At 51.1% G+C, this 26324-nt stretch carries 24 protein-coding genes; 20 read left to right on the forward strand and 4 right to left on the reverse strand.

Translation table 11 applies throughout. The features are described 5' to 3' along the window. The first annotated feature begins 2 nt into the window (after window positions 1-2). A complete protein-coding gene (locus NSMM_RS11430) occupies window positions 3-953 on the forward strand; it encodes an IS1595 family transposase (RefSeq protein WP_090283515.1) in 951 nt (316 codons plus the stop codon). Window positions 954-1036: 83 nt separating this feature from the next. Here the strand turns inward: NSMM_RS11430 and NSMM_RS17140 are convergent, their stop codons facing one another. After that, window positions 1037-1156: a terminase gpP N-terminus-related DNA-binding protein gene (locus tag NSMM_RS17140; RefSeq protein ID WP_090287593.1), complete on the reverse strand. Its 120-nt coding sequence runs from the start codon at window positions 1154-1156 to the stop codon at window positions 1037-1039. Window positions 1157-1243: 87 nt separating this feature from the next. On the opposite strand from NSMM_RS17140, the gene NSMM_RS11440 reads away from it, so the two are divergent. The 15 genes from NSMM_RS11440 (at window position 1244) to NSMM_RS11515 (ending at window position 19103) form a co-directional block, all read left to right on the forward strand. Then, on the forward strand, window positions 1244-1693 hold the full coding sequence (locus tag NSMM_RS11440) for a hypothetical protein (protein WP_090287561.1): 450 nt from the start codon (window positions 1244-1246) through the stop codon (window positions 1691-1693). Between the two features lie 16 nt (window positions 1694-1709). After that, entirely contained in the window at window positions 1710-2015 is a 306-nt protein-coding gene (locus NSMM_RS11445) for a hypothetical protein (RefSeq protein ID WP_090287562.1), read from the forward strand. 392 nt (window positions 2016-2407) lie between these two features. Continuing rightward, window positions 2408-2641 (forward strand): glycoside hydrolase family protein, encoded by a 234-nt coding sequence (locus NSMM_RS16185; RefSeq protein ID WP_218121105.1) that lies wholly within the window; start codon window positions 2408-2410, stop codon window positions 2639-2641. Between the two features lie 587 nt (window positions 2642-3228). Further along, on the forward strand, window positions 3229-3402 hold the full coding sequence (locus NSMM_RS17145; RefSeq protein ID WP_090287564.1) for an ABC transporter permease: 174 nt from the start codon (window positions 3229-3231) through the stop codon (window positions 3400-3402). Next, window positions 3403-3576: a hypothetical protein gene (locus NSMM_RS15755; protein ID WP_176753956.1), complete on the forward strand. Its 174-nt coding sequence runs from the start codon at window positions 3403-3405 to the stop codon at window positions 3574-3576. Further along, window positions 3566-4906: an ABC transporter ATP-binding protein gene (locus NSMM_RS11470; protein ID WP_090287566.1), complete on the forward strand. Its 1341-nt coding sequence runs from the start codon at window positions 3566-3568 to the stop codon at window positions 4904-4906. The genes NSMM_RS15755 and NSMM_RS11470 overlap by 11 nt, the downstream gene beginning before the upstream one ends. Further along, window positions 4903-5571 carry a class I SAM-dependent methyltransferase gene (locus NSMM_RS11475; RefSeq protein ID WP_090287567.1) on the forward strand — a complete coding sequence of 223 codons (669 nt, stop codon included), beginning with the start codon at window positions 4903-4905 and terminating at the stop codon, window positions 5569-5571. Before NSMM_RS11470 ends, NSMM_RS11475 begins: the two co-directional genes overlap by 4 nt. 6 nt (window positions 5572-5577) lie before the next feature. Then, window positions 5578-9435 (forward strand): glycosyltransferase, encoded by a 3858-nt coding sequence (locus NSMM_RS11480; RefSeq protein WP_090287571.1) that lies wholly within the window; start codon window positions 5578-5580, stop codon window positions 9433-9435. Window positions 9436-9443: 8 nt separating this feature from the next. After that, window positions 9444-10319, forward strand: a complete 876-nt coding sequence (locus tag NSMM_RS11485) for a class I SAM-dependent methyltransferase (RefSeq protein WP_090287573.1) — start codon at window positions 9444-9446, stop codon at window positions 10317-10319. A 1-nt stretch (window position 10320) separates the two neighbouring features. Next, the gene (gene wecB / locus NSMM_RS11490; protein ID WP_090287574.1) at window positions 10321-11433 is read left to right on the forward strand and encodes a non-hydrolyzing UDP-N-acetylglucosamine 2-epimerase; all 1113 of its coding nucleotides are present in this window, start codon (window positions 10321-10323) and stop codon (window positions 11431-11433) included. Then, a complete protein-coding gene (locus NSMM_RS11495) occupies window positions 11433-12536 on the forward strand; it encodes a glycosyltransferase family protein (protein WP_090287576.1) in 1104 nt (367 codons plus the stop codon). The genes wecB and NSMM_RS11495 overlap by 1 nt, the downstream gene beginning before the upstream one ends. Window positions 12537-12572: 36 nt before the next feature. Continuing rightward, window positions 12573-12842, forward strand: a complete 270-nt coding sequence (locus tag NSMM_RS17150) for a glycosyltransferase family 2 protein (protein ID WP_090287578.1) — start codon at window positions 12573-12575, stop codon at window positions 12840-12842. Between the two features lie 232 nt (window positions 12843-13074). Next, a complete protein-coding gene (locus NSMM_RS11505; RefSeq protein ID WP_245654783.1) occupies window positions 13075-14502 on the forward strand; it encodes an efflux transporter outer membrane subunit in 1428 nt (475 codons plus the stop codon). A gap of 29 nt (window positions 14503-14531) precedes the next feature. Further along, window positions 14532-15692 carry an efflux RND transporter periplasmic adaptor subunit gene (locus tag NSMM_RS11510; protein ID WP_090287581.1) on the forward strand — a complete coding sequence of 387 codons (1161 nt, stop codon included), beginning with the start codon at window positions 14532-14534 and terminating at the stop codon, window positions 15690-15692. A 210-nt stretch (window positions 15693-15902) separates the two neighbouring features. Then, entirely contained in the window at window positions 15903-19103 is a 3201-nt protein-coding gene (locus tag NSMM_RS11515) for an efflux RND transporter permease subunit (RefSeq protein ID WP_090287583.1), read from the forward strand. A 344-nt stretch (window positions 19104-19447) separates the two neighbouring features. Here the strand turns inward: NSMM_RS11515 and NSMM_RS11520 are convergent, their stop codons facing one another. Both NSMM_RS11520 and NSMM_RS11525 read right to left on the reverse strand, forming a co-directional pair. Then, the gene (locus NSMM_RS11520) at window positions 19448-20956 is read right to left on the reverse strand and encodes a YifB family Mg chelatase-like AAA ATPase (protein ID WP_090287585.1); all 1509 of its coding nucleotides are present in this window, start codon (window positions 20954-20956) and stop codon (window positions 19448-19450) included. A 67-nt stretch (window positions 20957-21023) separates the two neighbouring features. Next, window positions 21024-21308: an accessory factor UbiK family protein gene (locus NSMM_RS11525; RefSeq protein ID WP_090287586.1), complete on the reverse strand. Its 285-nt coding sequence runs from the start codon at window positions 21306-21308 to the stop codon at window positions 21024-21026. A 101-nt stretch (window positions 21309-21409) separates the two neighbouring features. Here NSMM_RS11525 and NSMM_RS11530 point away from each other — a divergent pair, with 101 nt between their 5' ends. From NSMM_RS11530 to NSMM_RS11540, 3 genes are read left to right on the forward strand one after another with little or no spacing between them, the layout of a single operon-like run. Further along, on the forward strand, window positions 21410-22408 hold the full coding sequence (locus NSMM_RS11530) for an aminoglycoside phosphotransferase family protein (RefSeq protein WP_090287587.1): 999 nt from the start codon (window positions 21410-21412) through the stop codon (window positions 22406-22408). A gap of 21 nt (window positions 22409-22429) precedes the next feature. Further along, window positions 22430-23152, forward strand: coding sequence for an N-acetylmuramate alpha-1-phosphate uridylyltransferase MurU (murU, locus tag NSMM_RS11535; protein WP_090287594.1), 723 nt, complete (start codon window positions 22430-22432; stop codon window positions 23150-23152). Window positions 23153-23169: 17 nt separating this feature from the next. Beyond that, window positions 23170-23433: a Rho-binding antiterminator gene (locus tag NSMM_RS11540; RefSeq protein WP_090287589.1), complete on the forward strand. Its 264-nt coding sequence runs from the start codon at window positions 23170-23172 to the stop codon at window positions 23431-23433. A gap of 8 nt (window positions 23434-23441) precedes the next feature. Here NSMM_RS11540 and NSMM_RS11545 read toward each other — a convergent pair whose 3' ends face one another. Next, window positions 23442-24956 (reverse strand): DEAD/DEAH box helicase, encoded by a 1515-nt coding sequence (locus NSMM_RS11545; RefSeq protein WP_090287591.1) that lies wholly within the window; start codon window positions 24954-24956, stop codon window positions 23442-23444. Window positions 24957-25797: 841 nt separating this feature from the next. On the opposite strand from NSMM_RS11545, the gene NSMM_RS11550 reads away from it, so the two are divergent. Next, the coding region (locus NSMM_RS11550) for an IS1595 family transposase (protein ID WP_143001940.1) at window positions 25798-26324 on the forward strand (527 nt) is incomplete at its 3' end.

Below are 26324 nucleotides of genomic sequence, written 5' to 3' on the forward strand. Positions count from 1 at the left end.
CAATGGCGATGAATAAAATTCAGTTTCAGGCAGGCCTGTCACTGCATGAATTTCTGCATCAATATGGCACGGAAGCACAATGTGAAGCAGCATTGTTTGCTGCGAGGTGGCCACATGGCTGGAGATGCCTGCGCTGCGATGGGGAGCGATATTCCTGTACCCATAACGGCCGCAAGCTATGGGAATGCCTGGATTGTGGCTACCAATGTTCTTCAATTGTCGGCACCGTGTTTGAAAATACTAAATTACCGCTAAGAACCTGGTTTCTGGCCATTTACTTGATGACGCAAAGCAAGAATGCGGTCAGTGCATTGGAACTCAAACGTCAGCTGGGGGTAAGTTACAAAACGGCATGGTCGATCAAGCATAAGCTGTTACAGACCATGCTGCTGCGCGAAGAGCAACGCCGTCTGGATGGACGCGTGGAGGTTGACGATGCTTATCTGGGAGGTGAAAGGCCGGGAAAGCGCGGGCGGGGCGCGGCAAGTAAGACGCCATTTGTAGCGGCAATACAAACAAACAGCGAGGGGAAGCCACTTTATATACGCTTGACCCCCGTAGCGGGTTTTACATATGAAGCGCTCAAACAGTGGTCGGCTGAATGTCTGTCATCTACTGCACGAGTCGTATCTGATGGTTTGGGGTGTTTCGGGGCGGTTACGCATACAGCCGCGCAGCATGAGCGCCATATTGTGGGAAGTGGCAAATCTGCTGTGCAGCGTGCCGAGTTTCGCTGGGTCAATACGCTTCTTGGCAATCTCAAGACTGCCTTCAGCGGAACCTACCATGCATTCAATCACGCCAAGTATGCACAGCGCTATCTTGCAGAATTCTCCTATCGCTTCAATCGCCGTTTTGATTTGGCTGCCATGGTGCCGCGATTGCTGCGCGCCGCCGCAACGACAGAACCTCTTCCGATCGGTATATTGAGAATTTCTGAGACAGGTAACTAATCAGGAAGATTTTTACGCAGACGTTGATCCAGTAACCGCTGCTGCTCCTCTGTAAGCGCTGCGTCGCTGCCGCCAGCGTTGCTTCACTGCAGGTCAGCTAAATTACCTTTGCGATAGCGCTTGAAGTGATTGCGGACTGTTTCACGATCAATCAACAGAGCTTCTGCAATCTTTGTAACTGACCATCTTTTGCCTAACAGGATATCGTCTTAACCCGACCAGCATAACGCTTATCAGTGGCATAACAGCGTTCAAACTCTACATCATCGAGTTCTTGGTCGGTTGGTGCTATGGCAGCTAACGGCGGTAGTCCGGTCGGAATCTATAGCCCAACTGTCTGGAATGAAGGCAGTAGTGGCAGCCATGTGAACGGTGCTCCTTTCCCCACCGACATGATGAGATTTGATCGAAGTGCTGGCCCAGAAACACACACCTACAGCGCGATTGATATCGGTATTTTGACGGATCTTGGCTATACAAGAAATGCTGTCACAAACGTTCCTGAGCCTGGCATCCTTGGCCTCGTACTTGCTGGTCTTTTCGGCGGTGGATGTTCATACTTAGGCACTCATATCATTCCAATAACGCTCAAGCAATTTTTAACTAGCTTTTTAGCGAGTATTTTTCTCTTGGCGGGGACAGATTGCATGGCAGCGGAGACTAAATACCGCGAGGCCGGTGGTCTGCCGCCGACGTATCGACTCGACGAGATTAATATTCGCCTGACGCGCCACGCTTGAACAGGACGGCAGGAAAATGTTGTTTACCTACTCGTCCGAAGGCTTGCTCACAATGCTTAATGCGTTCTACAAAATTAAGTTCTTCGATCTTCCGACGCGTTACAACCTCAGGCAGTCGGTCTTCCTCAAGGAGGATGGCTCGATTGGCACAAGTGTTTTGCGCATGGTGGACACGGCGAGTACGACAGTTTGTTTCTCAATACGAAATTATGAAAAGTGTATTACCTATAGTTCAGACGGGCCGCGTGATTTGGAAGAGTTCACGCAACAGATCTTTGCCAAAGCTAACCGGTTGGCAAATGCGAGCGCACCTGAGGAGTGAAGTAAAAGGAGTCAAGTAATCGCGAACAAAGAAGAAATAATTGGTGTGTACTGCAACCATGATAAGGCGGCCGCTCCGTTCAGAATTTCCAAACACGCTTTATCACGTTACATCGCGTGGAAATCACTGTGAAGCTATTTTTGAAGATGACAATGGCCGGAAAAGGTTTTGTTTGTGGCTGCCGTGACCGCTGGCACTGGTTATGGCGTTGCAATCCTGCATGCGTGGACGGAGGCAGACCAAGCCTTTGTGGGCCGGGGTGCTTTTAATTTCTGTTGCCTGGGGCGCGCTTGTTCGACCGTATACGGTCGTGATGGTGCCACAGTCGGCAATCGAACTGGCCAAGTGCTTTGAGGACTTTGAAAAGCGAGTGAAGCGCGGCATGGAGATTGTTGCCGTTCCCTACGTATGTGTCCGACAGGATTCTGGACGATTGGTTACGGCCACCTTTGTGCGCTACGTTAGGGTACTGCCCTGTGCTGGTCACCGCGCCGGAGCACCGGCCGGCCGCCATCGTCGGCTTCACATTCAACATCAGGGCGGGTCGCCTACAGGCATCCACGCTGCGTAGGCGGATCAACCGGCAGGACTGGTCAAAAAACGCAGCGCTTGAGCGTTGCGGATGAGTCACCGCCCCGGTAAGACTCTTCCGCCGCCAGTGACCCATCGGCGGGCAGAGGAGGCTTGCCTTTTGCGCGGTGCGGGAAACAGAATACGCCATTGAGTTTCAGGCAGAGATGTTCCTGACCACAGAGAACATCTCCAAGCTCCTGAGTGCCGTGTCGCGATAGTCCTCAAATGCAAACCATCGACCCCGTCTTCATCTGTCCCCATTTCGGGTGGCGGGTGAAAGCGAGGGCTTTTGTCGTTTGTGGTTTGGTCAACTCGGGTAATCATTGTCAATAGCAAATATGGCAAGCTATACTAGTGAGATAATTTCGAGCAATGGCAAGGTTTTTGTGGTCTTGTAGGGAGGCTGCGAGGTACCCCTCCACCCCGAAATCGAGTGCTTCAGATCACTTTCTGAGCGCAGCGAGCGGGGGTTTCACAGGTGGAGGCGGGTTGATGAATCAACTTAAAAATGTAGCAATTGACATAGGTTCAACGTGCTTGGCAGGTAAAGAGTCTGGTTTCGATGCGAATACACAGAGTGCGGTAGCTTGTGCTGTTGGCTACCCGGTCCCTGGGGCTCTCATGAGTATCTTGGTTACCGGTGGCCTTACTGCCTATAGTGCTGCTGTCGCTGGGGTTCTCTTGGTTTTTGGCCTCATTGTGCGTTTTCCTGCGCGATATTGGCCAGATAGTCGGGGTGCTGACGATGGCGCTCATGTATGCCACACCGATTTTCTATCTTGTGTCCGTTCTGCCCGTCGTGAATCAAAGCTGAATGAGCTTTAATCCGCTTACAAGTAGCATTGAGCAGGTGCGCAACGTCATGATGTGGGGTCGTGGCCCTGACTGGGCTTCCTGGATATTGGAAATGATGTTGGGGTTGGTGATCGCCTGGCTGGGATTTGCATGGTTCCAGAAAACGCGTAAGGGGTTTACCGATGTCGTCTAAACTGGCCATCAAAATTGATAGCCTAAGCAAATGCTATGAAATCTACGACGCACCGCGCGACAGATTGAAGCAGATGATTATCCCCAAACTGCAGAGGCTTGTCATGCGGTCGCCGGGGAAATATTACAACGAGTTCTGGGCGCTCAAGAACATCTCCGTTGATATCAAGAAGGGCGAGGCTGTTGGTATTGTCGGCAGAAATGGCAGCGGTAAATCCACTTTTCTACAACTGATCTGCGGGACGCTCTCACCAACTCAGGGTCTGGTTGAAACCAATGGACGCATCGCGGCACTACTGGAGTTGGGTTCCGGCTTCAACCCGGAATTTTCCGGCCGCGAAAATGTTTATTTAAATGGATCGGTTCTTGGAATCGACAAGGCGCGATTGGATGAAAGATTTGCTGATATCGTGAAATTCGCCGATATTGGGAATCACCTTGACCAACCGGTGAAAACCTATTCCAGCGGTATGTTTGTACGGCTTGCTTTTGCCGTCCAAATGCATCTTGATCCCGAGATTCTGATCATCGATGAGGCTCTTTCCGTTGGTGACCAATTCTTTCAGGCCAAGTGCTACGCGGCAATCCGTTCGATGATGGATAACGGAACGACGGTGCTGTTCGTATCTCATTCCGCAGCGACTGTCAAGGCCCTTTGCCCGCGTGCCATCCTACTCAGTCACGGAGAACTCGTTGTGGATGGTCCGGCCAGCAAGGTCTTGGATCGTTACTTCGTACTTGGGTCGCTGGAGGCAAACGCTGCGAAATCTGCGCAGCTGGTACCACATCCTGAATCCGCGATAGCAACTGTGGCGTCTACAGAGTCAACGGTTATGCAGACTGTCTCATGCCTGCAACCCCCATTTGAACGTCGTGTTTCACATCGTGTAGGTACAGGGCAAGCCCAGTTTGTGGAATGTCGAGTGTTGGCTGACTCTGAAGAAGCCATCGTCGTGGAAACTGGGGCAACGCTGCGCGTGCAAGCGGTGCTGGACGTGCTTGATGATTGCCCTTATGAAGGTGAGGTGGGTCTGGTGGTCGCTACGGCTGAGGGTATTGAGTTGTTTGCCATCAATTCGTTTTTTCAAGGTGCGCGCGTGCCTGCGATGAAAGCGGGCGAACAGCGTGTGTTGGAATTCGAGTTTGTTTCACCACTTTCCAGCGGAGCCAGATACCGGATTGATTTGGGCTACCGCATGCCAGTGCAGGGAGAATATGTAGACAAGGTTTTCGCGGCAGCCGGTTTCAGCGTGGTCAACCAAGGCGACCGAATCGTCCCATTGCTGTTCGATGTGCCCGGAACCGTCCGCATTGGGTTGAGCACAAAATGAAAACCTATCTTCCTGAGCTCAGCATTTCCGATCTTGTGCACGCATTGGTGTCTCAGGACTGGGCAACTGTTGAGGAAAAACTCAGCCGTCAACAGTATGAACGCCTCGGGCTTGATCGCGCGCTGGCTATTGCTTCGGACCTGCTCGCGCGCCATCAGTCGTTGTCAGGACTGAGGATTCTTGACGTCGGCTGCAATAACGGGCTAGTAGCCAAGGTGCTTTCTGCCCTTGGTTGTTCCGTTGTCGGGATTGACAACGGTGACGTCGACGGCCAAGGGCTTTATCTTGATCTGCAGAGCCAGACCCAGCTTGCAGGATTTGAGTTTCACAGCAAGGACATTGCCGAATTTTTGGATGTCGAACACCGCCACTGGGATTGCATCCTCCTGCTGAGCGTGACGCATCATTGGGAAACCGGCTATGCCATGTCGGGCAAGCGACGCTATTCCGACGATGACATCGGGCGTCTGCTAGCCACAATGTTCCGGCGAACCAGACTGAGCATCTACTACGAATGCCCATCCAGCGAGCCGGGATTCGAAACCGGCTTTGGGATAAATTTTCTGCTTCGTTATTGTAGTGAGCTACCAAAAACAAGATCGCTTGGACACACGATCGGGCCAAATGGCTATCCGCGTGAGTTCTGGGCGCTGGACATGGAGTAATGGGTAATGCCAATCAAGAGTTTTGCAGACAATCTGCACAGTAAAACGGAATTTTCTATCGGCCGCGACGTCGAGCTTCACTTTTGTTCGGATACCTGTCTTCTCAGAGATCTCGACGACCGCTCTCGTGTAGTGCGAACTGGGCAGACAGATGCAACTGCGCTGACGGTAATCCTCGGTGAGGATCGTCTTCTGGTTCCGCTCGCGGGTGCCCGTCGCGCAGACGCGCATATTCTTGGCGCGCAAAACGGCTACGAAAGGGGCCGTGAAAACTGGGAAAAGCTGGTCGGTTGCAGGCATTCGGCACTGATGCCGGTTTATCGGGTCTGCAACTGCATGGCTGAGGTTCAGATCCTTGATGGTGAGGCGTTCGAGGATGCTGCGACAACGCCTGCGTGGAAGAAGGTTCGAGGCATCGTCGGCAAGGCACCCAGCATAGGTCTGAAAAACCAGCCAGTCGCATTCGATCAATGGCGCAGCTGGATGGGTGAGCTTGCGAACGGGCTTGATGAACTAGAAAGAATGGGCCTTGCGCACGGTGACCCGTATCCATTCAATGCTATCTGCACTGGCTCAGGGGCTGCCTGGGTAGATTTTGGTCATCTGACGAATGATCCAGCCCAACACTTCAAGGATGCGTGGGCATTTGTTCTGTTTACAGTCCTGCACACCCTAGGCAAGAGCAGAGCATATAGCCCGGCCTTGTTGAAGAATCTAGCTGCTGCGTTGGTTGAAGCTGAGCAACCTGGAAGATTTGACAGAGTGCGACAGACACTATCTGAGTCATATTCAGATGTTGTCTCTATCAGTGACGCCCGTGTTCCCTCTCTCATATTTGCGGAGGCTGTCGCCGAGCAATCACAAAAAATATTTCAAAGTCCAGATCTATCCAAGCTTTTGCTCAAGTCTGCGGTGCAGTACTTTTCTGATTTCCTGCACCATATTCAGCGCGGCAACCAATATTTCGCCGGATTTAATTTTGAGAAACAGCGCCACCATTTTGTAGAACAAGAGATGCTGAGGCTCACAGTTCCTTTGGCCGAGTATCGAAGCCAGATCGCCAGCCTCAACCAAGCAGTGGGCGAGCGGGACGGGCAGATCGCCAGCCTCAATCAGGTGGTGGTCGTACGCGATGGACAGATCGCCAGTCTCAACCAAGCGGTGGGCGAGCGGGATCACCAATTGGTTCACTTGCGCCAGGAGGCTTATTCGCTATTCAATCGCCTCGAGCAGTTAGTCCAAAGTCGTTCTTGGCAACTGACACGTCCGCTGCGCGCTGCTGCACGCCTCATTAGATATGAAAGTCCGTTCGCTGACGGTAGTCGGGCCATTTATGACGTGGCCGCAAGAATCGGACGCAGATTTCCCTTCCCGTTATGGCTGAAGGCTCGCGTGCGTGCGGCGCTTATCAAGAGAGTCTATCCGAATGTGAAATCTACGCCTGCGAGGAAAGGCGAGGTTGATCGATCGCCGTCCCTAGTTTTCGATCATCTTGACGCCTCACGCTCGGTCATACGACCTGAATGCTGTGGGTTGATTGATGGGGTGGTAAGTGTAGTTTTGCCGGTTTACAACCAAGCCAACCTAATTGCTGAATCAATCGAAAGCGTACTTAGCCAAACCTACCAGAATTTTGAATTAATAATCATTAATGACGGATCGGCGGATGGCGTAGAGGCAGTTCTCGAACGTTATCTAGATCACCCGAAAATACGTTGCTTCACGCAGGACAACCAACGCTTGCCGAAGGCGCTAAGCAATGGATTTAGTTTTGCTCAGGGCGAGTTTTGGACGTGGACCTCAGCCGACAACATCATGGAGCCGCGAATGTTGGAGATGCTCGTTGCCAAGCTCCGAGCAGACCCAAAACTAGGTATGACATTTGCTGACTATTATGCGATCGATGATCGTGGTCATCTCCTTCAGGATCCAATTTGGAGGGCACACAACCGGCCCAATCCTTCTAGCAGTGAAATCCGCCTGCCGCACACAACAGAAGCACTCAACTCAGTGCAAGACAATTTTATTGGCCCATGTTTTATGTACAGAGGCTGGATTGGTCGTTGCTTAGGCGACTATGACCCCCACCTTGGCGTGGAGGATTATGACTACTGGATGCGGATTAACGCATTTTTCCCTATTGAGCATCTTGGCGATGATAGTCTGCTGTATCGCTATCGAGTCCATGAAAATACACTAAGTGCTCAAGCTCATGAGCACAGAATTCTGGAGAAAGCACAACGACTGATGACGTATGAGAAGGAGCGCGCTGAGTTTTACGCCGCCCCTCTTGAATACGTGGCGGACTCCAGAGGATTCTCATGGCTGCAAGCCCGAGGTATTCCTGATACCGGCATCTACGCCTTGGAGCAAGATATTGGTGCAACAGCGCTCGTCGTTATGAGCAGTGCAAGCGCTGAGCAGAATATTTCTCAATTGCTGTGCTCTAGCCAGCCAGTTGCCGTCATTATGAACCGGATGGACACCAGGTATCACAAACTGGTTCGATTGTTCGCCAGCGGAAATTGCATTGTGCTCGCCGAAGACAGTGAAAGTGCTGAACGCGTAAGGCTTCTATCGTCATCCTGCCCAGTGGTTGATGCAAACTCTGGAATGGCACTAACAGCCAAGCAGGCTTTTGCCAAGAATTTACTTTTCGTTCGAGCTACCCGCAGCGTAGAAGAGTTGAAACGAAAGATGCCGCATCGGATCATCGCTCCGCGCGAACAACATGTGGTTGTACAAGTGGATAGTTTTACCCAGGGGGGAATGGAGAATGTCGTCATAGATCTTGCTCTTTCTCTGAAGATCAATCACTACCTCGTGACCATCGTAAATTTTGGTAAATCGGGTGATGCAGCGGCTAAGGCAAAAGAGTGTGGTCTCCAGTTTGTATCTCTACCCGCTGACATGACTGATGAAGCCTACCGTTCTTGGATGCTCGAACAGAAGGTGTACTTGGTTAATGCTCATTACAGTATCCGTGGTGCTGCTGTTTGCTCCGATGCTGGAATACCTTTCATTCAGACGATTCATAATTCTTATGTCTGGCTGGACCCTCTGCAAATTGAAAAATATCGCGAGGCTGATCACCATACCACTCAATATATTTGTGTGTCCATGACAGCAGCGCGTTATGCAGATGTCGTGCTTGGCCTTGATGTCGGCAAGATGCATGTAGTGCCAAACGGCATCGATCCGAGGGCAATCGATGCAACAAGTTTTGACACGAATCGCGCTAGTTTACGAAGTGCGTGGGGCGTGAGTGCTGAAGCACCGGTATTTCTTAATGTTGCATCTATTATGGCAACCAAGGCTCAGTTGCCTCTCGTCAAAGCCTTTGCTTGTGTGGTTGAGGAGATTCCGGAGGCTCGTCTTGTTCTTTTAGGTGCGGTCATAGAGGTGCCGTACCAAGCTGCAATAGAAAAGGCAGTACAAGAACTCGGATTGCAGAAAAGCGTTTTGTTTGCTGGTTATGACAGAAATGTATCGCGTTATTACCATGCATCCGATGTCTTTGTCTTGCCGTCTTATTGGGAGGGCTGGAGTCTCTCGTTGGGCGAGGCTATGGCCAATGGATTGGCATGTGTCATCACGGATGTTGGTTCAGCTTATGAGTTTGAGGGCTTTGACAGCGTTGAAATAGTGGAGCCGCCATTTGGTGATATTGCCCTACTGAATTATCGGAATTTAGGGGATTTTGTGTATGGGGCGGATGCAGCTTTCAATGACCGTTTAGCTGGCTCAATGATTAAAATGGCAAGCCTTCGACGGGCCGCCATTAATATTCCTCTTGCTGAACAAATTGATCGTGAGATTGCATACAGAGCCTATGCTGAAATTTTTAGTGACGCAACAAAATAAGGCGCAGGATGAAAATATCTAAAGAGGAAATTACCTATAAATTTTTTGGAATAGATCCTGTTGAGTTTTACTCTGGAAAGTTCGCTGGCTGGCCTGGCGCGCCTGACTACCTTTCCATTCCAAAGAATCGTTATGATATTGAATATGATAGGGCAAGATTCCTGGTGTCGAATATCGTTGGCAATTGCGTGCTAGATATTGGGTGTGGTTCTGCCCCATATGGCAACACAATCCGAGGCAATGTTCCTGTTAAGGAAATATACGGCGTTGATCTTGATTCCGTGTGCGTAGAACACGCAAGAGCTTCGTATGACTTTGTAAGCATTTTTGACTTGAATTCAAAACTGCCGTTCGCAGATAATTTTTTTGATTGTGTTTTTTCGATGGATGTTTTCGGACATATTGAATTCAGGCATAAGGATCATTTGCTTGGGGAAATTAATCGTGTGACAAAAAGAGGTGGGCGTCAGGTTCATGGTATTGAATGTGGAGTTATTGACTATTACTCTGCAAGCCCGCTTAATCCTGGTTGCCCCATTACGAATTATGTTTTGCAGGAAGGGCATGTCGGCATCGAGGATGCATTTGACTTGCGTTCGCGTTGGATGCGTTTTTTTGATGATGTGGTTATTGAGAATGCTTTTGTTTGGCCGCTCAAGCCATTTGCTTCAATCAAGAATATATCAATGCCTTCGGAGTTGAGGGGTATTCTTGCCTCGTACGATCAGGCTCAGATTGATGCTATACAGGTCGTTCTTGGTTTTCTGCAAGGAGAATGTAGAGAACAAATAAAGAAAACCGATCCGGAACTGTTGTTCCCCGATGAAGATCGTCCACTCACCAAGCACTCTGGTTTCGTCTACTTAACAGCCACAAAGGCATAGTGTGAACAAGCAATCTGTAAAGAACTTGCTCTGTGTCATCGGCACTCGTCCAGAAGCAATCAAAATGGCGCCAGTCATTTTGGCGCTAAAAAAAGAGCCTTGGGCGAACGTACGGGTTCTTGCGACAGCCCAGCACCGGCACATGCTGGACCAAGTCAACGCGTTTTTCGGCATCGAACCCGATATCGACTTGAACATCATGCGCCCCAACCAAGCGCTCACGACCTTGACTGCTCGGTTACTGCTTGAGCTTGACAACGTCTTGCAAGCAGAGAAGCCGGATGCTGTTCTGGTGCAGGGCGACACCACCACGGTCATGACCGTGGTCCTGGCGTGCTTTTATCACCGCATTCCCATTGGACACGTCGAGGCTGGTCTGCGTACCTGGGATTTGCAAAACCCGTTTCCGGAGGAAGCGAATCGGATCATCGCAGGAAAACTTGCACGCTGGCACTTTGCACCGACCGAGGGATCAAAGCAGAATTTGCTTAAGGAGGGAGTCCCGGATTCTGAAATTATCGTGACGGGGAATACCGTCATCGACGCGTTGTTGATGACGGCCGCCAAGGACCTGGAGCTTGCTGTCCCGCTGGATTCTGTCAAGCGATTGGTCTTGGTAACGTCCCACCGGCGAGAGAATTTCGGTGAGCCGCTCCGCAACATTTGTCGTGCGCTGCGCACTCTGGCCGAGCATAACCCGACAGTACAGTTTCTCTACCCGGTGCATCCCAACCCGAATGTCAAGGATGTGGCGCATGAGTTTCTGGCCGGGCTGTTTAACTTCGCGTTGTGTGAACCGCTGGACTATGCACCGTTCATCACTGCAATGAAGCGAGCCTACATCATCCTGACTGATTCTGGCGGCGTGCAGGAGGAAGCTCCGGCTCTTGGTAAGCCTGTGCTGGTGTTGCGTGAGGAGACGGAGCGGCCGGAGGCCGTCGAGCAGGGTGTAGTCAAGTTAGTGGGGTCAAACTACGATCGCATCGTTGAAGAGGCGCAACGATTGCTTGATGATGAGTCCGCCTATCGAGCCATGGCGCGAGGTGTTTCACCTTACGGCGATGGGCATGCAGCAGAGCGTATAGTGAAAACGCTGCGAGAGCATTTCGCCTGATGCGCCTTGTCTACCTGTCGCCGGTACCATGGGAGAGTTTTGCCCAGCGGCCGCATAAGTTCGTAGATTGGTTTCATGGTCGAACAGGCAGCTCTGTCCTGTGGGTGGACCCGTATCCCACCCGCTTTCCAAGTTGGAAAGACCTACAGCGTTCGCGACCGTCCGCATCGAGCAACCAGCGTAGCAGTAGGCCATCATGGCTTACTGTGCTAAAGCCAGGCGGATTGCCCATTGAGCCACTGCCCGGTTCTGGCTGGGTGAATGGGCGACTGTGGCAACGACAACTGCAGCAAGTCGAAGACTTTGCAAATCATTCAAGAACTCTGCTTGTCATCGGCAAGCCATCAGTGCTTGCGCTGGAGTTATTGAAGCGCCTCCGCCATTACCCATCTTTGTACGATGCAATGGATGACTTTCCAGCTTTTTATGAAGGACTTTCCCGCGTTGCACTGGCCCACAGAGAGCGCCAAATTGCCCATCAAGTGGACGTGATATGGGCATCGGGTTCGGAACTCAAATCGCGGTGGGGAAGCATCCATAAGGACGTTCGTTTGGTGCACAACGGACTCGATCTGTCGGCTATACAGTCCGTGGGATGGGCACCGGTTTCATCCGACAACAAAGTTTTTGGCTATGTCGGCACCATTGCCTCTTGGTTTGATTGGGGCTGGGTGTGTGCTTTAGCAAAAGCCAGACCAAACGATGAAATTCGCCTGATTGGTCCTGTTTTTGAGCCACCTGTCGGTAAGCTGTCAGATAACGTCAAATTGTTGTCCGCTTGTGATCATGCGGCGGCTTTGGGGCTGATGGCGCAGTTCCATGCAGGACTGATTCCGTTCAAAAAAAATGCACTGACCGCCTCGGTTGACCCCATAAAATACTACGAATACCGCGCACTTAGCTTGCCCGTGGTTTCGACGGATTTTGGCGAAATGAGTTTCCGTTCGGGAGAGCGCGGTGTGTTCATCACACAATCCGAGAGTGATGTATCCAATGTGGCCGAGGTTGCGCTTCAATTTGAAAGAGATGGGGACGATGCCCTGGCATTCGCGCAGCAAAACACATGGGAGGCTCGTTTTGACGCGGCAGGGCTTCTCCCATAACTGTGATGTAGTCATCGTCAACTACAACGCTGGAAGCTGCTTACTGAGTCTGCGCAATCGGTTCTGACGGAGGACGCGCGTCATGTGTTCGTGGTGGACAACGGATCGCATGACGAGAGCTTGGTCTATTTGGAAATTTTCCTATGCGATGAACGCGTTCATATCATCAGGAATGGAAATAACCTCGGCTTTGCAGCGGCCTGCAATATCTGTGCTCGTACTTCCGCTGCGAATACCTTGTTGCTCTTCAACCCGGACAGTGTGCTTTATATCGTCATGCGCAAATTACGTTTGTGTTATAAATAGCTTCTTGAAGCAGAATCTTCTCTAGCTTCGACCAGAATTCATCATTGAGCGTCAATTGGGGCATCGTAAACTTGTTTTATTGGTGGCGTAGGAATCTCAATATAACAAATTTATCTTTATTTATTAATTAGCTACCTTAAAATTTCAACAGGCCCTGGCGAATTTTCGTGGTTGCGCTGAGGGCTTTAAATACTTGCAGAGTACCTCTGCTTCCAATATCCTAATGAAACAAATGCAACACTGGCTTCGCATAGTATCTATCTTACCGATTCTTCTGCTCACCGCTTGTGCGATGGGGCCGGACTTTATTCGCCCGCAAGTGGAGACTGCCGAGAAATTTCGGTTGTCGGAAATGGAGGCTGAGTCGATTGCCAATCTACAATGGTGGGAGTTGCTGCAGGACGAAACGCTGCAACAATTGATCCGGCAAGCTTTGCAGGAGAATAAGGATCTCAAGCGTGCCATCGCCAGTGTCGAAGAGTTTGAAGCGCGTTCGCATATGGCGTTAATGGATTTTGCGCCTAATATGGATATCACTGGCAATGCGCCAGCGTTTGGTACGCTCGGCGGGTTCTTGCGTCCCGGGTTTGCAACGCCTTTCAATTATTTTGGCCAGACGACCCTAAACTGGGAATTGGATATCTGGGGCAGGATTCGTCGGTCCAATGAGGCTGCTCGCGCGGAGTTGATGGCGCGTGAGGAAAATCGTCGCGCCATCATTCTGACGCTCATCAGTGCGGTGGCGCAATCCTATTTCGATCTGCTGCAATTTGATATTCAACTGGAGATCGCGCACCGTGCGTTGGCTTCGTGGGAAGAATCGGTCGCTATTTCAAAGGCGCAGCTTCAAGGCGGCATTATTTCACGCCTCGATCTGGATCAGTTCGAGGCGGAGCGTGCAAATGCAGCTTCAAGGGTAGCTGAACTTGAGCGCAGAATGGTACAAAAAGAAAATGAGCTCAGCGTACTGCTGGGAAGAAACCCTATATCGATAGCGCGAGGCCGACTCCTGACAGAGCAGGCGATTCCACCTGAAGTGCCTGCTGGTTTGCCATCCGAGTTATTGGAGCGGCGCCCGGATATTCTTCAGGCCGAGCAAGCCCTGGCAGCCGCCACCGCCAGAATTGGCGTGGCTCAGGCAGCACGCTTTCCCAAACTTTCGATTACCGGTTTTCTTGGCATAGCCAGCCCGGCTTTATCCAATTTACTGCTTTCCGGAAGCGAGTTTGGCGTGGGTGGGCTTGGCTTAGCAGGCCCATTACTCAATGCACAAAGCCTGGGTTTTGAGCAACGCGCCGCAGAAGCGCAAGCAAAGCAAGCGTTAGCGCAATACGAGCAAACTATCCTGATTGCGTTCAAAGAAGTTGAAGATGCACTGGTGGCTATTCGTACCGTCAACGAGCAGATTAAAGCGCAGCAACAGCAGGTCAAGGCATTGCGCTCGGCTTTGCATGTCGCAGACCTGCGTTATCTAGGAGGTATTACAAGCTACGTCGATGTGTTGCTCGCCAAACGTACCCTGTTCGACGCCGAATTTTCCCTGAGCGCGACGCGACGGCTTCATCTGGTATCCATTGTCCAGCTATATAATGCTTTGGGTGGTGGATGGGCGCCGGAATACAGCAATGGTCATGAAGCAAATAAAGTGGAGCTACACTGAGTTCGCTTGCATCAGCACAGAGGAAAAACATGAATAAAATTTATTTGAGCATCGGCTTGTGCCTGATTCTTCTGACCGGCTGCGCTGAAAAGCCGTCTGCAGACTCTCCCGCTCCTGCTCCGCAGGTCGAAGTCGTCACCGTGACAACGCAAACAATTCTGGACGAACCGGAATTCATCGGACAAACGGAAGCTTTTCGCCCGGTCGAGATCCGTTCGCAGGTCAGCGGAATCATCAAAAAGGTCTTTTTTACCGAAGGACGCAACATTAAACAGGGTAGTCAGTTATATCTCATTGACCCTGTGCCATTTAAAGCAATTTATCTTAGCAGCAAAGCCAAGGTGGCCGAGGCTCAAGTTCGCCTCGATCTGGCCAGACAGGATTTGGCGCGCGTGCTTCCGCTGCTGAAGCAACAAGCCGTCAGTAAAAAAAATGTGGATGACGCACAGGCAGAGGTGCGGGGTGCTAAAGCGGCGCTGGAATCGGCGCAGAATGATCTGATCAAGGCTAAATTTGATCTGGATAATACGATCATCACAGCACCGGTAAACGGTCGGATTGGTCGCAGCCATTTCTATGAAGGAAGATTGATTTCTGCTCAAGAAACGCTGCTCGCGACAATCGACCAGCTTGACCCAATGTATGTCAATGTCAGCGTTCCTGAGAGCTATCTTCTGCGTCGCCGCCGTGAACTTGCAGAAAATAAGGTGGAGCGACCGGATATTTTTCAATTGCGCGGCGTGATGACTTTCATGGATGGTAGCGTGTACCCGCATGAAGGTGTGCTTGATTTTGCAGATGTTGCTTTGCGACCTGAAACGGGCACATTACAGGGACGATTTGTATTTCCCAATCCTGAAGGCGCTTTTGCTCCAGGGCAATCCTATTTTTACCCCGGCCAATTCGTCAAAGTCCGTATTAAAGGCTATACTCGCGCCGAGGCCATCTTGATTCCGCAGCGCGCGGTGCAGCAAGGGCCGAGCGGTTCGTTTGTCTACGTTGTTGATAAAAAAAATAAGGCTGAACTCAGAGCAATCCGAGCCAGCATGTGGCGTGGAAAGGAATGGCTGATCGAGGAGGGTTTGCGTCCAGGAGAGCGGGTGGTAGTGGAAGGTTTTTTCCGGATTCTCCCAGGCGCGAAAGTCGACCCTGTGCCTCATGAAAAAGAAGGCTCAATTCGTATTAAATAGTGAGCCTACAACTAATGTCACCAGGCATCTCGGTTCCTATCTCGGTTGGCTCCGCACTCTTGACCGGACAACGCTCACCCACGCATCGCCCGCGTCAATACTCGCTCTGGCTCTCGGAGCTCGTTCTGCTCTTACTCAACGCGAATTGAACCAAAAAGAAACCACTACCTCAAGCCATAGCCCCGAGGAACCCTCTTTACAGAGTATGCCATGAACTCTCATTTTTTCATTGACCGACCTATTTTTGCATCGGTCCTGTCTATCATCATTGTTGTCATCGGCCTAGTTGCCCTGCAGGAATTGCCTATTGCGCAGTTTCCGCAGATTACTCCACCCATGGTGCAGATCGATGCGGATTATCCGGGCGCCAGCGCGGAAGTCGTTGCGGAAGCGGTGGCGCGTCCGATTGAAGTGCAGCTTCCTGGGATTGATAATCTTTTATATTATGAATCAACCAGCACGAACGACGGGCATATGACTATGAAGCTCACGTTCGAGATCGGAACCGACATCGATATTGCACAGGTTCAGACGCAGAACCGGCAGCGTCTGGCTGAACCGCAACTGCCCGACGAGGTTTTGCGGCAAGGCATTACCGTCAAAAAAACATCGCCCGATTTATTGGAAGTGATCGCACTGAGTTCAACGGATCCCAAGCATGACACCGTTTTTCTCTCGAACTATACTTTGCTGCGTATTCTCGATAATATCAAACGGCTTCCCGGTGTTGGGGATGCGGTTATTTTTGGCGGACAGAATTATTCCATACGGCTGATTCTCGACCCCGTCCGCATGGCGCAGCTTAATCTTACGCCAACCGAAATTGCAGCAGTCGTACGGGAGCAGAATCGCGATTTTCCAGCCGGCAGGATTGGGCGTGAACCAACGCCGAAAGGTACAGAATTAACTATTCCGGTGATTACTCGTGGCCGCATGAGCGAGGTTAGCGAATTCGAAGACATGATTATTCGTGCCCACCCGGACGGCGCGATGGTGCGGATGCGGGATGTTGCGCGCGTGGAGCTGGGCGCTCAATCCTATGACCTGCAAGGAAGATGGAATGGAAAACCCAACACTTTTTTACTGACCTTTCTGTCACCCGGCGCAAATGCGCTCGACACCGCCAAACGGATTCGTGAAGAAATGGATAAGCTTGCAAAAAGCTTTCCAGCAGGCGTGTCTTATGATATTCCATATGACACGACGACATTCATTGATGTTTCTATCAGAGAAGTGGTCAAAACGCTTGCCGAAGCAATGATACTGGTGATTCTGGTTGTTTTTCTCTTTTTGCAGAGTTGGCGTGCAACGTTGATTCCAGCGCTCGCCGTTCCAGTTTCGCTGATTGGAACGCTTGCCGGTATGGAGGCATTGGGATTTTCGATCAATACGCTGACGCTTTTCGGTATGATTCTTGCCATCGGAATCGTGGTGGATGACGCGATTATAGTGGTGGAGAATGCCGAGCGACAAATGACTCAAAATGGGCTCTCACCCCGAGATGCAGCAAAAAAATCCATGACCGAGGTGACCGGGCCAGTGATTGCAAGTGTTTTGGTGCTGGCTGCCGTGTTTGTACCCGTGGCGTTCTTGGGTGGAATTACTGGCGAATTGTATAAGCAGTTTGCCATTACCATTGCGCTCTCCGTGACTATTTCCGGATTTGTGGCGCTGACCCTCAGTCCGGCGTTATGCGCTTTGGTGCTCAAGCCCAGCCATGGTTCTCCCGGACGATTTTGGAAAACATTCAATCGTTTTTTTGATTGGGCACAGACAGGATATGTCGGAACGGTTGATGTCGCCATTAAGCGATCCGTGATTGCGCTTATCATTTTTTTGATGTTGATACTGGTTAATACGGGTCTGCTCAAAACTATTCCTGAAAGTTTCCTGCCGGAAGAGGATCAAGGGTATTTTATTACTGTGGTGCAATTACCGGATGGTGCCTCATTGACGCGCACCATCGAGGTATTAAAAAAAATCGAAGGCTATTTCCAATCGATTCCTGCCGTTCATTCAACCGATACCCTGACTGGTCAGAATTTTATTTTCAGTACCCGCGGAACGAACCAGGCGACGATGTTTGTCCCATTACATCACTGGGACGAGCGCAAGCATGCTGACCAACAGGTGCCGGGTCTAATCGACGCAGCTTATCAGGAATTTGACACAATTCCGGAAGCTTTGGTGCTGGCTTTTAATGCCCCTTCGATCAGGGGATTGGGTTCCACCGGCGGTTTTTCAGCGCAACTGCAAGACCCCGCTGGCGGAGATTTCGCTGAATTTGCTGAAGTGGCACAAGAGTTCACCGCCAGAGCCACAGAACATCCGGCGATTGCGATTGCCAGCACCAATTTTCGCGTCAGTGCACCACGATTGTTTGCCACGGTAGATCGAGAACGCGCCAAGGCATTGGGTGTTCCGATTTCGGAAGTATTCGACACCATGCAGGCCTATTTCGGTAATCTGTATATCAATGACTTTGTAAAATTTGGCCGTATCTACCGGGTGCAGACAGAAGCATTGCCAGAATATCGCTCGAACCCGGATGATATCAGCAAGATTTATGTACGCGCCCGGACGGGAGATACACATACGATGATTCCACTGGACTCGGTGGTGACCACCGAGTTTAATAGTGGCCCAGACCCAGTAACGCATTTCAACGGATACAATTCTGCGCTCATATTGGGCGGCGCGGCGCCCGGCTATAGTTCAGGAGAGGCACTTGAGGCATTGCAACAAATCGCCGATGAAATCCTCCCGCCGAAAGGTTACTCGATTGATTGGAGTGGAATATCCTTGCAAGAGCGTAATGCGAGCGGGCAATCAACTTATGTATTTGCTTTTGCCTTGCTGATGGTATTTCTGGTGCTGGCCGCCTTGTATGAAAGCTGGTCTATTCCATTTGCTGTTATTTTAGCCATCCCTTTTGGAGTTCTGGGAGCATTTCTGGCTATCTGGACAAGAGATTTAACCAATGACATTTATTTTCAAATCGGATTAGTAACTTTAATCGGATTGGCCGCCAAGAATGCCATTTTGATTGTGGAATTTGCCAGTCAACGCCACGCAGCCGGAATGTCATTGACCGAGGCAGCACTTGATGCAGCACGGCTTCGCTTTCGGCCTATTATCATGACGTCGATGGCATTTATACTGGGGGTGCTGCCACTGGTTATCGCATCCGGTGCTGGTGCAGCCAGCCGCCATTCAATCGGTACCGGTGTATTCGGCGGCATGCTGGCAGCTACGTTCCTGGCGATCTTTTTCGTGCCGCTGTTTTTTGTCGTGATCGGCAAGTTTACGCATCGTGGTCAACCGCCAATGAATACAATCGGGTCGCAAGAAACGACTGCTATAGCACCGCAGCAAGATAATGAAACCACGATCGATGAAGGTAAACAGTGATTAGAACTATGGTTTTGTTGCAAAGTTTGGTTCTGTCGCGTTAACGAAAGAAAACTGATATCTAACTGATTTTATCAAGCGTACAGTTGGTCTTGACGCGATTATCTAACCAGAGCATAAAATTGTTCAGAAAAAGACATCTTGTCAGCTCCTCCCATTATCGACTGACCTGTGCGAATCATATGCATGAGTTCGATACCAGCCAGGATATTTTTAGCTGATTGAAAAGATTTGAATCCGAGCAATAGTTTTGTTATTCGCTTCACTACCCAGGTGGTCTTGTACCACGATATTGTTGAGGCATTTGACCTGTCAGACGACAATGGAAGTGTCTAAGTGAGTGTTTACCGATTCATGCGCCGATATTGGATGGCTTCTGCTACGTGGCTGGCAAGAATTGCCTGGTTTCCGGCCAGGTCGGCAATGGTGCGCGCCAGTTTGAGAATGCGATGATAGGCCCTTGCAGAAATATCAAGCTGCGACATGGCGCGTTCCAGTAGCGTATTGCTTGCCGTATCCAGTTGGCAATATTCTTCAATTTGTGCCACGGACAGTTCCGCATTGTGAATGCCCTGTCGGGCAAGCTGATGCAAGCGGGCGATTTCTACTCGCCCGCGGATAGTGTCGCTCGATTCGCTCTGCGCTGAACGTAGCATTTCCTGATGGGGCAGAGCGGGCACTACGATCTGGATGTCGATGCGATCCAGCAGCGGTCCAGAGATTTTGCCGCGATAGCGGGCAATCTGGTCAGGTGTGCAGCGACATTTGCCGTCATGGTGTCCGGAATATCCGCAGGGACAAGGATTCATCGCGGCCACCAGCTGAAACCGTGCCGGAAAATTGGCACGTTGCGCTGCGCGTGAGATGGTGATCATGCCAGTTTCGAGTGGCTCGCGCAGTACCTCCAGTACGCGCCGATCGAACTCGGGCAATTCATCCAGAAACAACACGCCATGTAGCGCCAGCGAGATTTCTCCTGGGCGCGGAATGCTGCTGCCGCCGACCAGCGCCACCGCGGAAGCCGTATGATGCGGTGCGCGAAAGGGGCGACGCTTCCAGTTGGCGAGATCGAAACTGCCGTTGGCAAGTGACTGCATCGCTGCTGATTCGAGGGCTTCCTGCTCGGTCATGGAAGGCAGAATACCGGGCACACAGCGCGCCAGCATCGATTTTCCAGTACCGGGCGGCCCCATCATCAACACACTATGGCCGCCCGCAGCGGCAATTTCCAACGCGCGCTTCGCTTGCGACTGCCCCTTGACGTCGCTCATATTATTCTGATGGGCACTGCCTGCTGATAGGGATGGCTCATCAATCGTGGCCTGATAGGGATGCAGCGGCTCGCTGCCTTGCAGATGCGCACACAATTGCAACAATGACGTGGCGGAATAAATGGTTGCTTCCTTGACTAACGCGGCCTCGGCAGCATTCTGCGTAGGCAGCACAAAACTGCGACCCGAACGTGCCGCACCGTAAGTCATGGCAAGCGCGCCGCGCACCGGGCGCAATTCGCCATTCAGGGACAATTCCCCCGCCCACTCGTAGCGATGCAGTTCGTTAGCCGGAATCTGGCCGGTTGCTGCCAGAATGCCGAGTGCAATCGGCAAATCGAATCGTCCGCTTTCCTTGGGTAAATCAGCCGGCGCAAGGTTGACAGTGATGCGTTGTGCCGGGAATTTGAAACGGCTGTTTTGCAGTGCAGCGCGTACCCGGTCCTTGCTCTCCCTGACCTCTGCTTCTGCTAGTCCGACGATCGTAAAGGCTGGCAATCCATTGGCCAGATGAACCTCTACCGTCACCAGCGAAGCCTCCATGCCGGAGAGCGCGCGGCTATACAGAACAGCGAGTGACATTGAGCAACAGACTTACCGGCAGTGCTTGAATGGGTTCTTATGCAGGATGGATGCGTGCCAGAGAATGTTATTCAGGTAACTGGCTTGCGGTTTCTTTTTCTGCCGGTGCTTGTTGTTGGCGTAACAAGCTTTCCAGATGGTTGATCCGGTCTTCGAGTTCACCGATTTTGATGCGCGCGCGTTTGGTTACTTCCTGCTGCACCTCGAATTCTTCACGTGTGACCAGATCCAAGCGGGTAAATATACCGGACAACATCGTGCGCATATTTCTTTCCACATCCTTGGCGGGGCTATTAGCCAATATCTCGTTTATTTTTCCGCCAATCTCGTTCAATACATTTTTGTCCAACATCAGATCTCTCCATCAATTATCGGGGTTACGCCCCAAGGTAAGATAAAATCTCACATTTCCTGCCGATAGGCAATCATTAATCCGGTATTCTCAATTTCAAGATGAATCGTTTACAACACTTGCAAGCTTGGCTGCAGGCGCGTTACCCAGATCAAGCGTTGACACTGACGCCGGCTTCATCCGATGCCAGTTTTCGACGTTATCTCCGTGTTGCGGTGAATGGCGAGACCTTTATCGCCATGGATGCACCACCGCCACAGGAAAATTGTGCCTCTTTCCTGCACGCCGCGGAAGTATTTGCCCGAGCGGCAGTTCCGGTACCGGATATATTCGCCCACGATCTGCAGCAGGGATTCATTTTGCTTGCTGATCTGGGTGATACCACTTACCTGCAGGCGCTGACAGCCGCGCCGGAGAAGGCCGATTTACTCTATCAGGATGCGATCAATGTTTTGATCAGGTTGCAGCAAGCCAGCGCGCCAGCGATATTCCCAGCCTACGACCGTACATTACTGCTGCAGGAATTGCAGCTTTTCCCAGATTGGTATCTGGCAAAACATCTGGGCGTGAGTCTGAATCAGGAACAGAAAAATATGCTCGATACAACGTTCGATCTGATTCTTGCCAGCAATCTTGCCCAGCCCGAGGTTTATGTTCATCGCGATTACCATAGCCGCAATCTGATGGTGTTTACGCCCAATCCCGGCGTGCTCGACTTTCAGGATGCCGTCTACGGTCCGATCACCTACGATCTGGTGTCTCTTTTCAAGGATGCCTACATCTGGTGGGAGGAAGAACGTATTCTTGACTGGATGATCTGTTACTGGGAAAAGGCACGCAAGGCGGGTTTACCGGTGGCAGAGGACTTTTCCACTTTTTATCTGGATTTTGAGTGGATGGGTGTGCAGCGTCATCTCAAGGTATTGGGGATTTTCGCGCGGCTTTGTTACCGCGATCATAAGGAAGCCTATCTGCAGGACATGCCAAACGTTATGCGCCATTTACGTAAAACCTGCGAGCGCTACCGGGAGCTGCATCCCTTATTCAATCTGCTCAATGAATTCGAGCAGGTCACGCCACAGGTTGGCTATACATTTTGATAGTCTGATATGTTCCGGGCGATGTTACTGGCTGCGGGAAAAGGTACGCGCATGCGGCCACTTACCGACGATCTTCCCAAACCGCTTCTGAGGGCAGGCAATAAAATGCTGATCGAATATCACCTGGAGAAGCTTGCCCGTAGTGGTTTTGCTGATATTGTGATCAATCACGCCTACCTGGGCAGTATGATCGAGTCAGCGCTCGGCGATGGCAGCCGCTATGGGGTTACCATTCATTATTCCGCAGAACAGGAAGGGCTGGAAACCGCTGGTGGTATTGCCAATGCGCTGCCACTGCTGACGGATACCGCATGTCAACGCCCATTTGTTGTCGCCAATGCCGATATTTTCTGTCAGCTTGATTTCGCCAGTCTGTATCCGGTGCTTGAGCAGATGAATTCAACCGCTAATTCTCTACTGGCCCACCTGATACTGGTCGACAATCCCGCGCATCATAGTGAAGGCGATTTCTGGCTGCATCCGCAATCCGGGCAATTGTCACAATCAGGCGGTACGGGCTGGTCGAAATTGACCTTTAGCGGCATCGGCGTTTATCATCCGCTGCTGTTCAGGGATATTGCCCCTGGCCGGTCGCAGAAACTTGCTCCGCTCTTACGCGAGGCAATGGATGGTGGCAAAGTCAGCGGTGCGTATTTTGCCGGAACCTGGATGGATATCGGCACACCGGAGCGCCTGCGCGAACTGGATGCGAGTCTCAACTGCCATCCGGTTCGCGAAATTTGAAAAAGGAGAGAATTTCCATGACTAATGAGCTAATTTCCTGCGAGCTGCACGACTATATCGAAGTCGTTTGCCTGTATCGCTACCAGATCAGGTTGACGCTGAAAGACCACTCAACCGTCGAAGGCAAGGCCAGGGACATCACCACCACCCCGGACAAAAAGGAATTTCTGCTGCTGGAGACGGATAGCGGTTCTCAACAAATCGAACTGACCACACTGCGTAAACTGGAAGTGTTGTCACCCAATCCACAATTTCGGGAAGTGGATTTTCCAGATTCTTAAGGGTACTCTTAACCTTCGCTGCGCCTGCGCCCCTGACCGCTGCTGCGCGCGCGTAGTGCCTCGTGATGATGTTGAGAGATCGATGGTTTGCTGGCAGTGCGAGGTCGATCGCTGCTTTGCCTGTGGCCGGTAGCAGCGGTTGAGCGGGGTGTTGTGGTCTCCCACGTGTTACCGTTGATTTCACCGCGCGGCGCGGATGCCGGCTTGTTTTGACCAATAGCTGCTCGTCCCTTTCTGGTAGCGGGCGCACGATCTGGACGGGCAACAGCAGCTGTGCGGCGACTACGAACTGCTGCGCCATCGCTCTGTCCACGGTTTTGCCGCTGCCCATTGCGCACGCCGGGGCTGCGAAGCTGTATCGGCTGTGGTTTGGCATTGCGGTCAGGTTCAAAACCGGCGAGGGTATGCTGTTCGATCTCATTTTTGATGAGGCGCTCGATGTCCTGCAGCAGCTTGAACTCATCTACACAAACCAGCGAAATTGCGACACCGGTCGCGCCGGCGCGACCGGTACGACCAATGCGGTGGACATAGGATTCGGCGACATCGGGCAACTCATAGTTCACCACATGCGGCAGCTGATCGATATCCAGCCCTCGTGCAGCAATGTCGGTGGCAACCAGCACCCGTAACTGACCAGTCTTGAACTCCGCCAATGCGCGAGTACGCGCGGTTTGGCTTTTATTGCCATGAATCGCCATGGTGGAGATATCCGCCTTGACCAGCTTTTCAGCCAGCGCATTTGCACCATGCTTGGTGCGGGTGAATACCAACACTTGCGACCAGTCCTGTTCCTTGATGAGATGTACCAGCACATCGCGTTTTTTGTCGCGATCAACGATGTACACGCGCTGAGCGATGGCCTCAACGGTCGCATTGCGACGGGCAACTTCCACATAAGCGGGATGGTTCAAAATGCCATCGGCCAGGGTTTTGATTTCATCCGAACTGGTCGCGGAAAACAGAAGATTCTGGCGCTTTTTGGGCAATAGCGTAATCACGCGGCGGATATCACGTATAAAACCCATATCCAGCATGCGATCGGCCTCATCCAGCACCAGAATTTCAACTTGCGACAAGTCAATCGTGCCCTGACTGACGTGATCAAGTAAACGGCCAGGTGTTGCGACCAGAATATCGACACGGCTTTTCAACCCCTTTATCTGCGGATTGATGCTGACCCCGCCAAACATCGCCATGGTGGTCAACTTCAGATATTTTCCATAAGTACGGACACTTTCTTCCACCTGAGCAGCCAGCTCGCGCGTCGGTGTCAGAATCAGCGCACGGATGGGTGGGCGGCCTGCCGAAGGCCCCGGCGTAGCGCGGTTTGTTAAACGATGTAAAACCGGCAAGGTAAATCCGGCCGTTTTACCGGTGCCGGTTTGCGCACCGGCAAGCATATCGCGGCCTTCCAGCACGACCGGTATCGCCTGTGTCTGTATTGGGGTGGGGGTGGTATAACCTGCGTCTGCAATAGCACGCAAAATTTCGGCGGATAAACCGAGTTCTGAAAATAACATGAATAGCTCCTGATCTCTCGCCTTACCAGCACTTTTGGGTAAAAGCGCGGGAACCAGTCAAGGCTGACATCTTGTCGTTACGGGAATATCAAGCAGGCAGTACTGAGAAAGCGACAGATCCGATTGACGGCACACCGACTGATCGAGGCGCACCTGTTGAGTAGTGGAGTATAGCACTTGTCATTTGGAGCAAAGAGGTTATTTGGCGCGCCTTATTTTGGAATGGTGTCGAAAAATTTTACACATTTTGGTTTTGATGGCTTCTTGCTCAAACCCATCAGGCATAAAATTCTGTTTATTATAAAAAATATGTTTCTGGCATAAAAATTGCTACTATTAATTTTAAGGCAGGATAGATAGATATGCGAAACAAAACAGATGCTGATTTTATATTGAAGGCATATTGAATATGCTGAGTACATCTTTGCAGCCATTCTGCCGGTTGATTGTTTCATCAGAGCTGAACAGCAATACCTTTTTTGCGTGCATGTATGTGTCCGCGCATGCATCAATTATTGAGATGGTGATTCTGTTCAAGTCGAGATTCAAATAACTCTGGCTATGCTCAAGAGCACCTCTAAAAATTCATATTTAGCACTCTGAATTTTTAAAGACACCCTTAAACCAAAAATTTGTCGGAAAATTTTACATATCGAAATCAAAGTAATTGCGGTAATCATTATTTAATTAATTTTAGGGAGATCTCATGATCCAGCATGTACAAGCCGAAATAAAAACCAAAAAATTACCTGATTAGCAACGAACGTCAGCAAGATTTGTCTGACGAGTTTGTTGCGACATAAAAGTCATGGCTGTTAAATGATACAAGGAGTGATCGATCATGGCGATGAATCGAATTCAATTTCAATCTGGACTGTCGATGCTGAAATTCCTCAAGGATTTTGGTACGGAGGTGCAGTGCGAGCAAGCGCTGGAAGTTGCCCGTTGGTCGGATGGGTTTCACTGCCCACGCTGTAACGGTACTGCTTACTATGTCATACGTGATGGTATACGCAAGGTTTTTCAATGCAGAGCCTGCCGACATCAGACCTCATTGATTGCCGGGACAGTTTTTCAGGGCACTAAACTACCGTTGACCGTCTGGTTCTTGGCAATTTATCTGGTTAGTCAGGCCAAGACCGGTTTGTCATCCCTGGCGCTCAAGCGCCAGCTGGGAGTGAGCTATCCTACGGCATGGTTGATACATCACAAACTGATGCAGGCGATGGCTAATCGTGAGGAGCGCTATGTCCTTGATGGCAGAATCCAGGTCGATGATGCTTATCTTGGTGGAGAGCGTGCGGGAGGAAAAGCGGGTAGAGGTTCAGAGAATAAGGTGCCCATTGTTGCCGCTGTGTCTCTGACCAC

The organism is Nitrosomonas mobilis (assembly GCF_900103035.1).
GTDB lineage: Bacteria > Pseudomonadota > Gammaproteobacteria > Burkholderiales > Nitrosomonadaceae > Nitrosomonas > Nitrosomonas mobilis.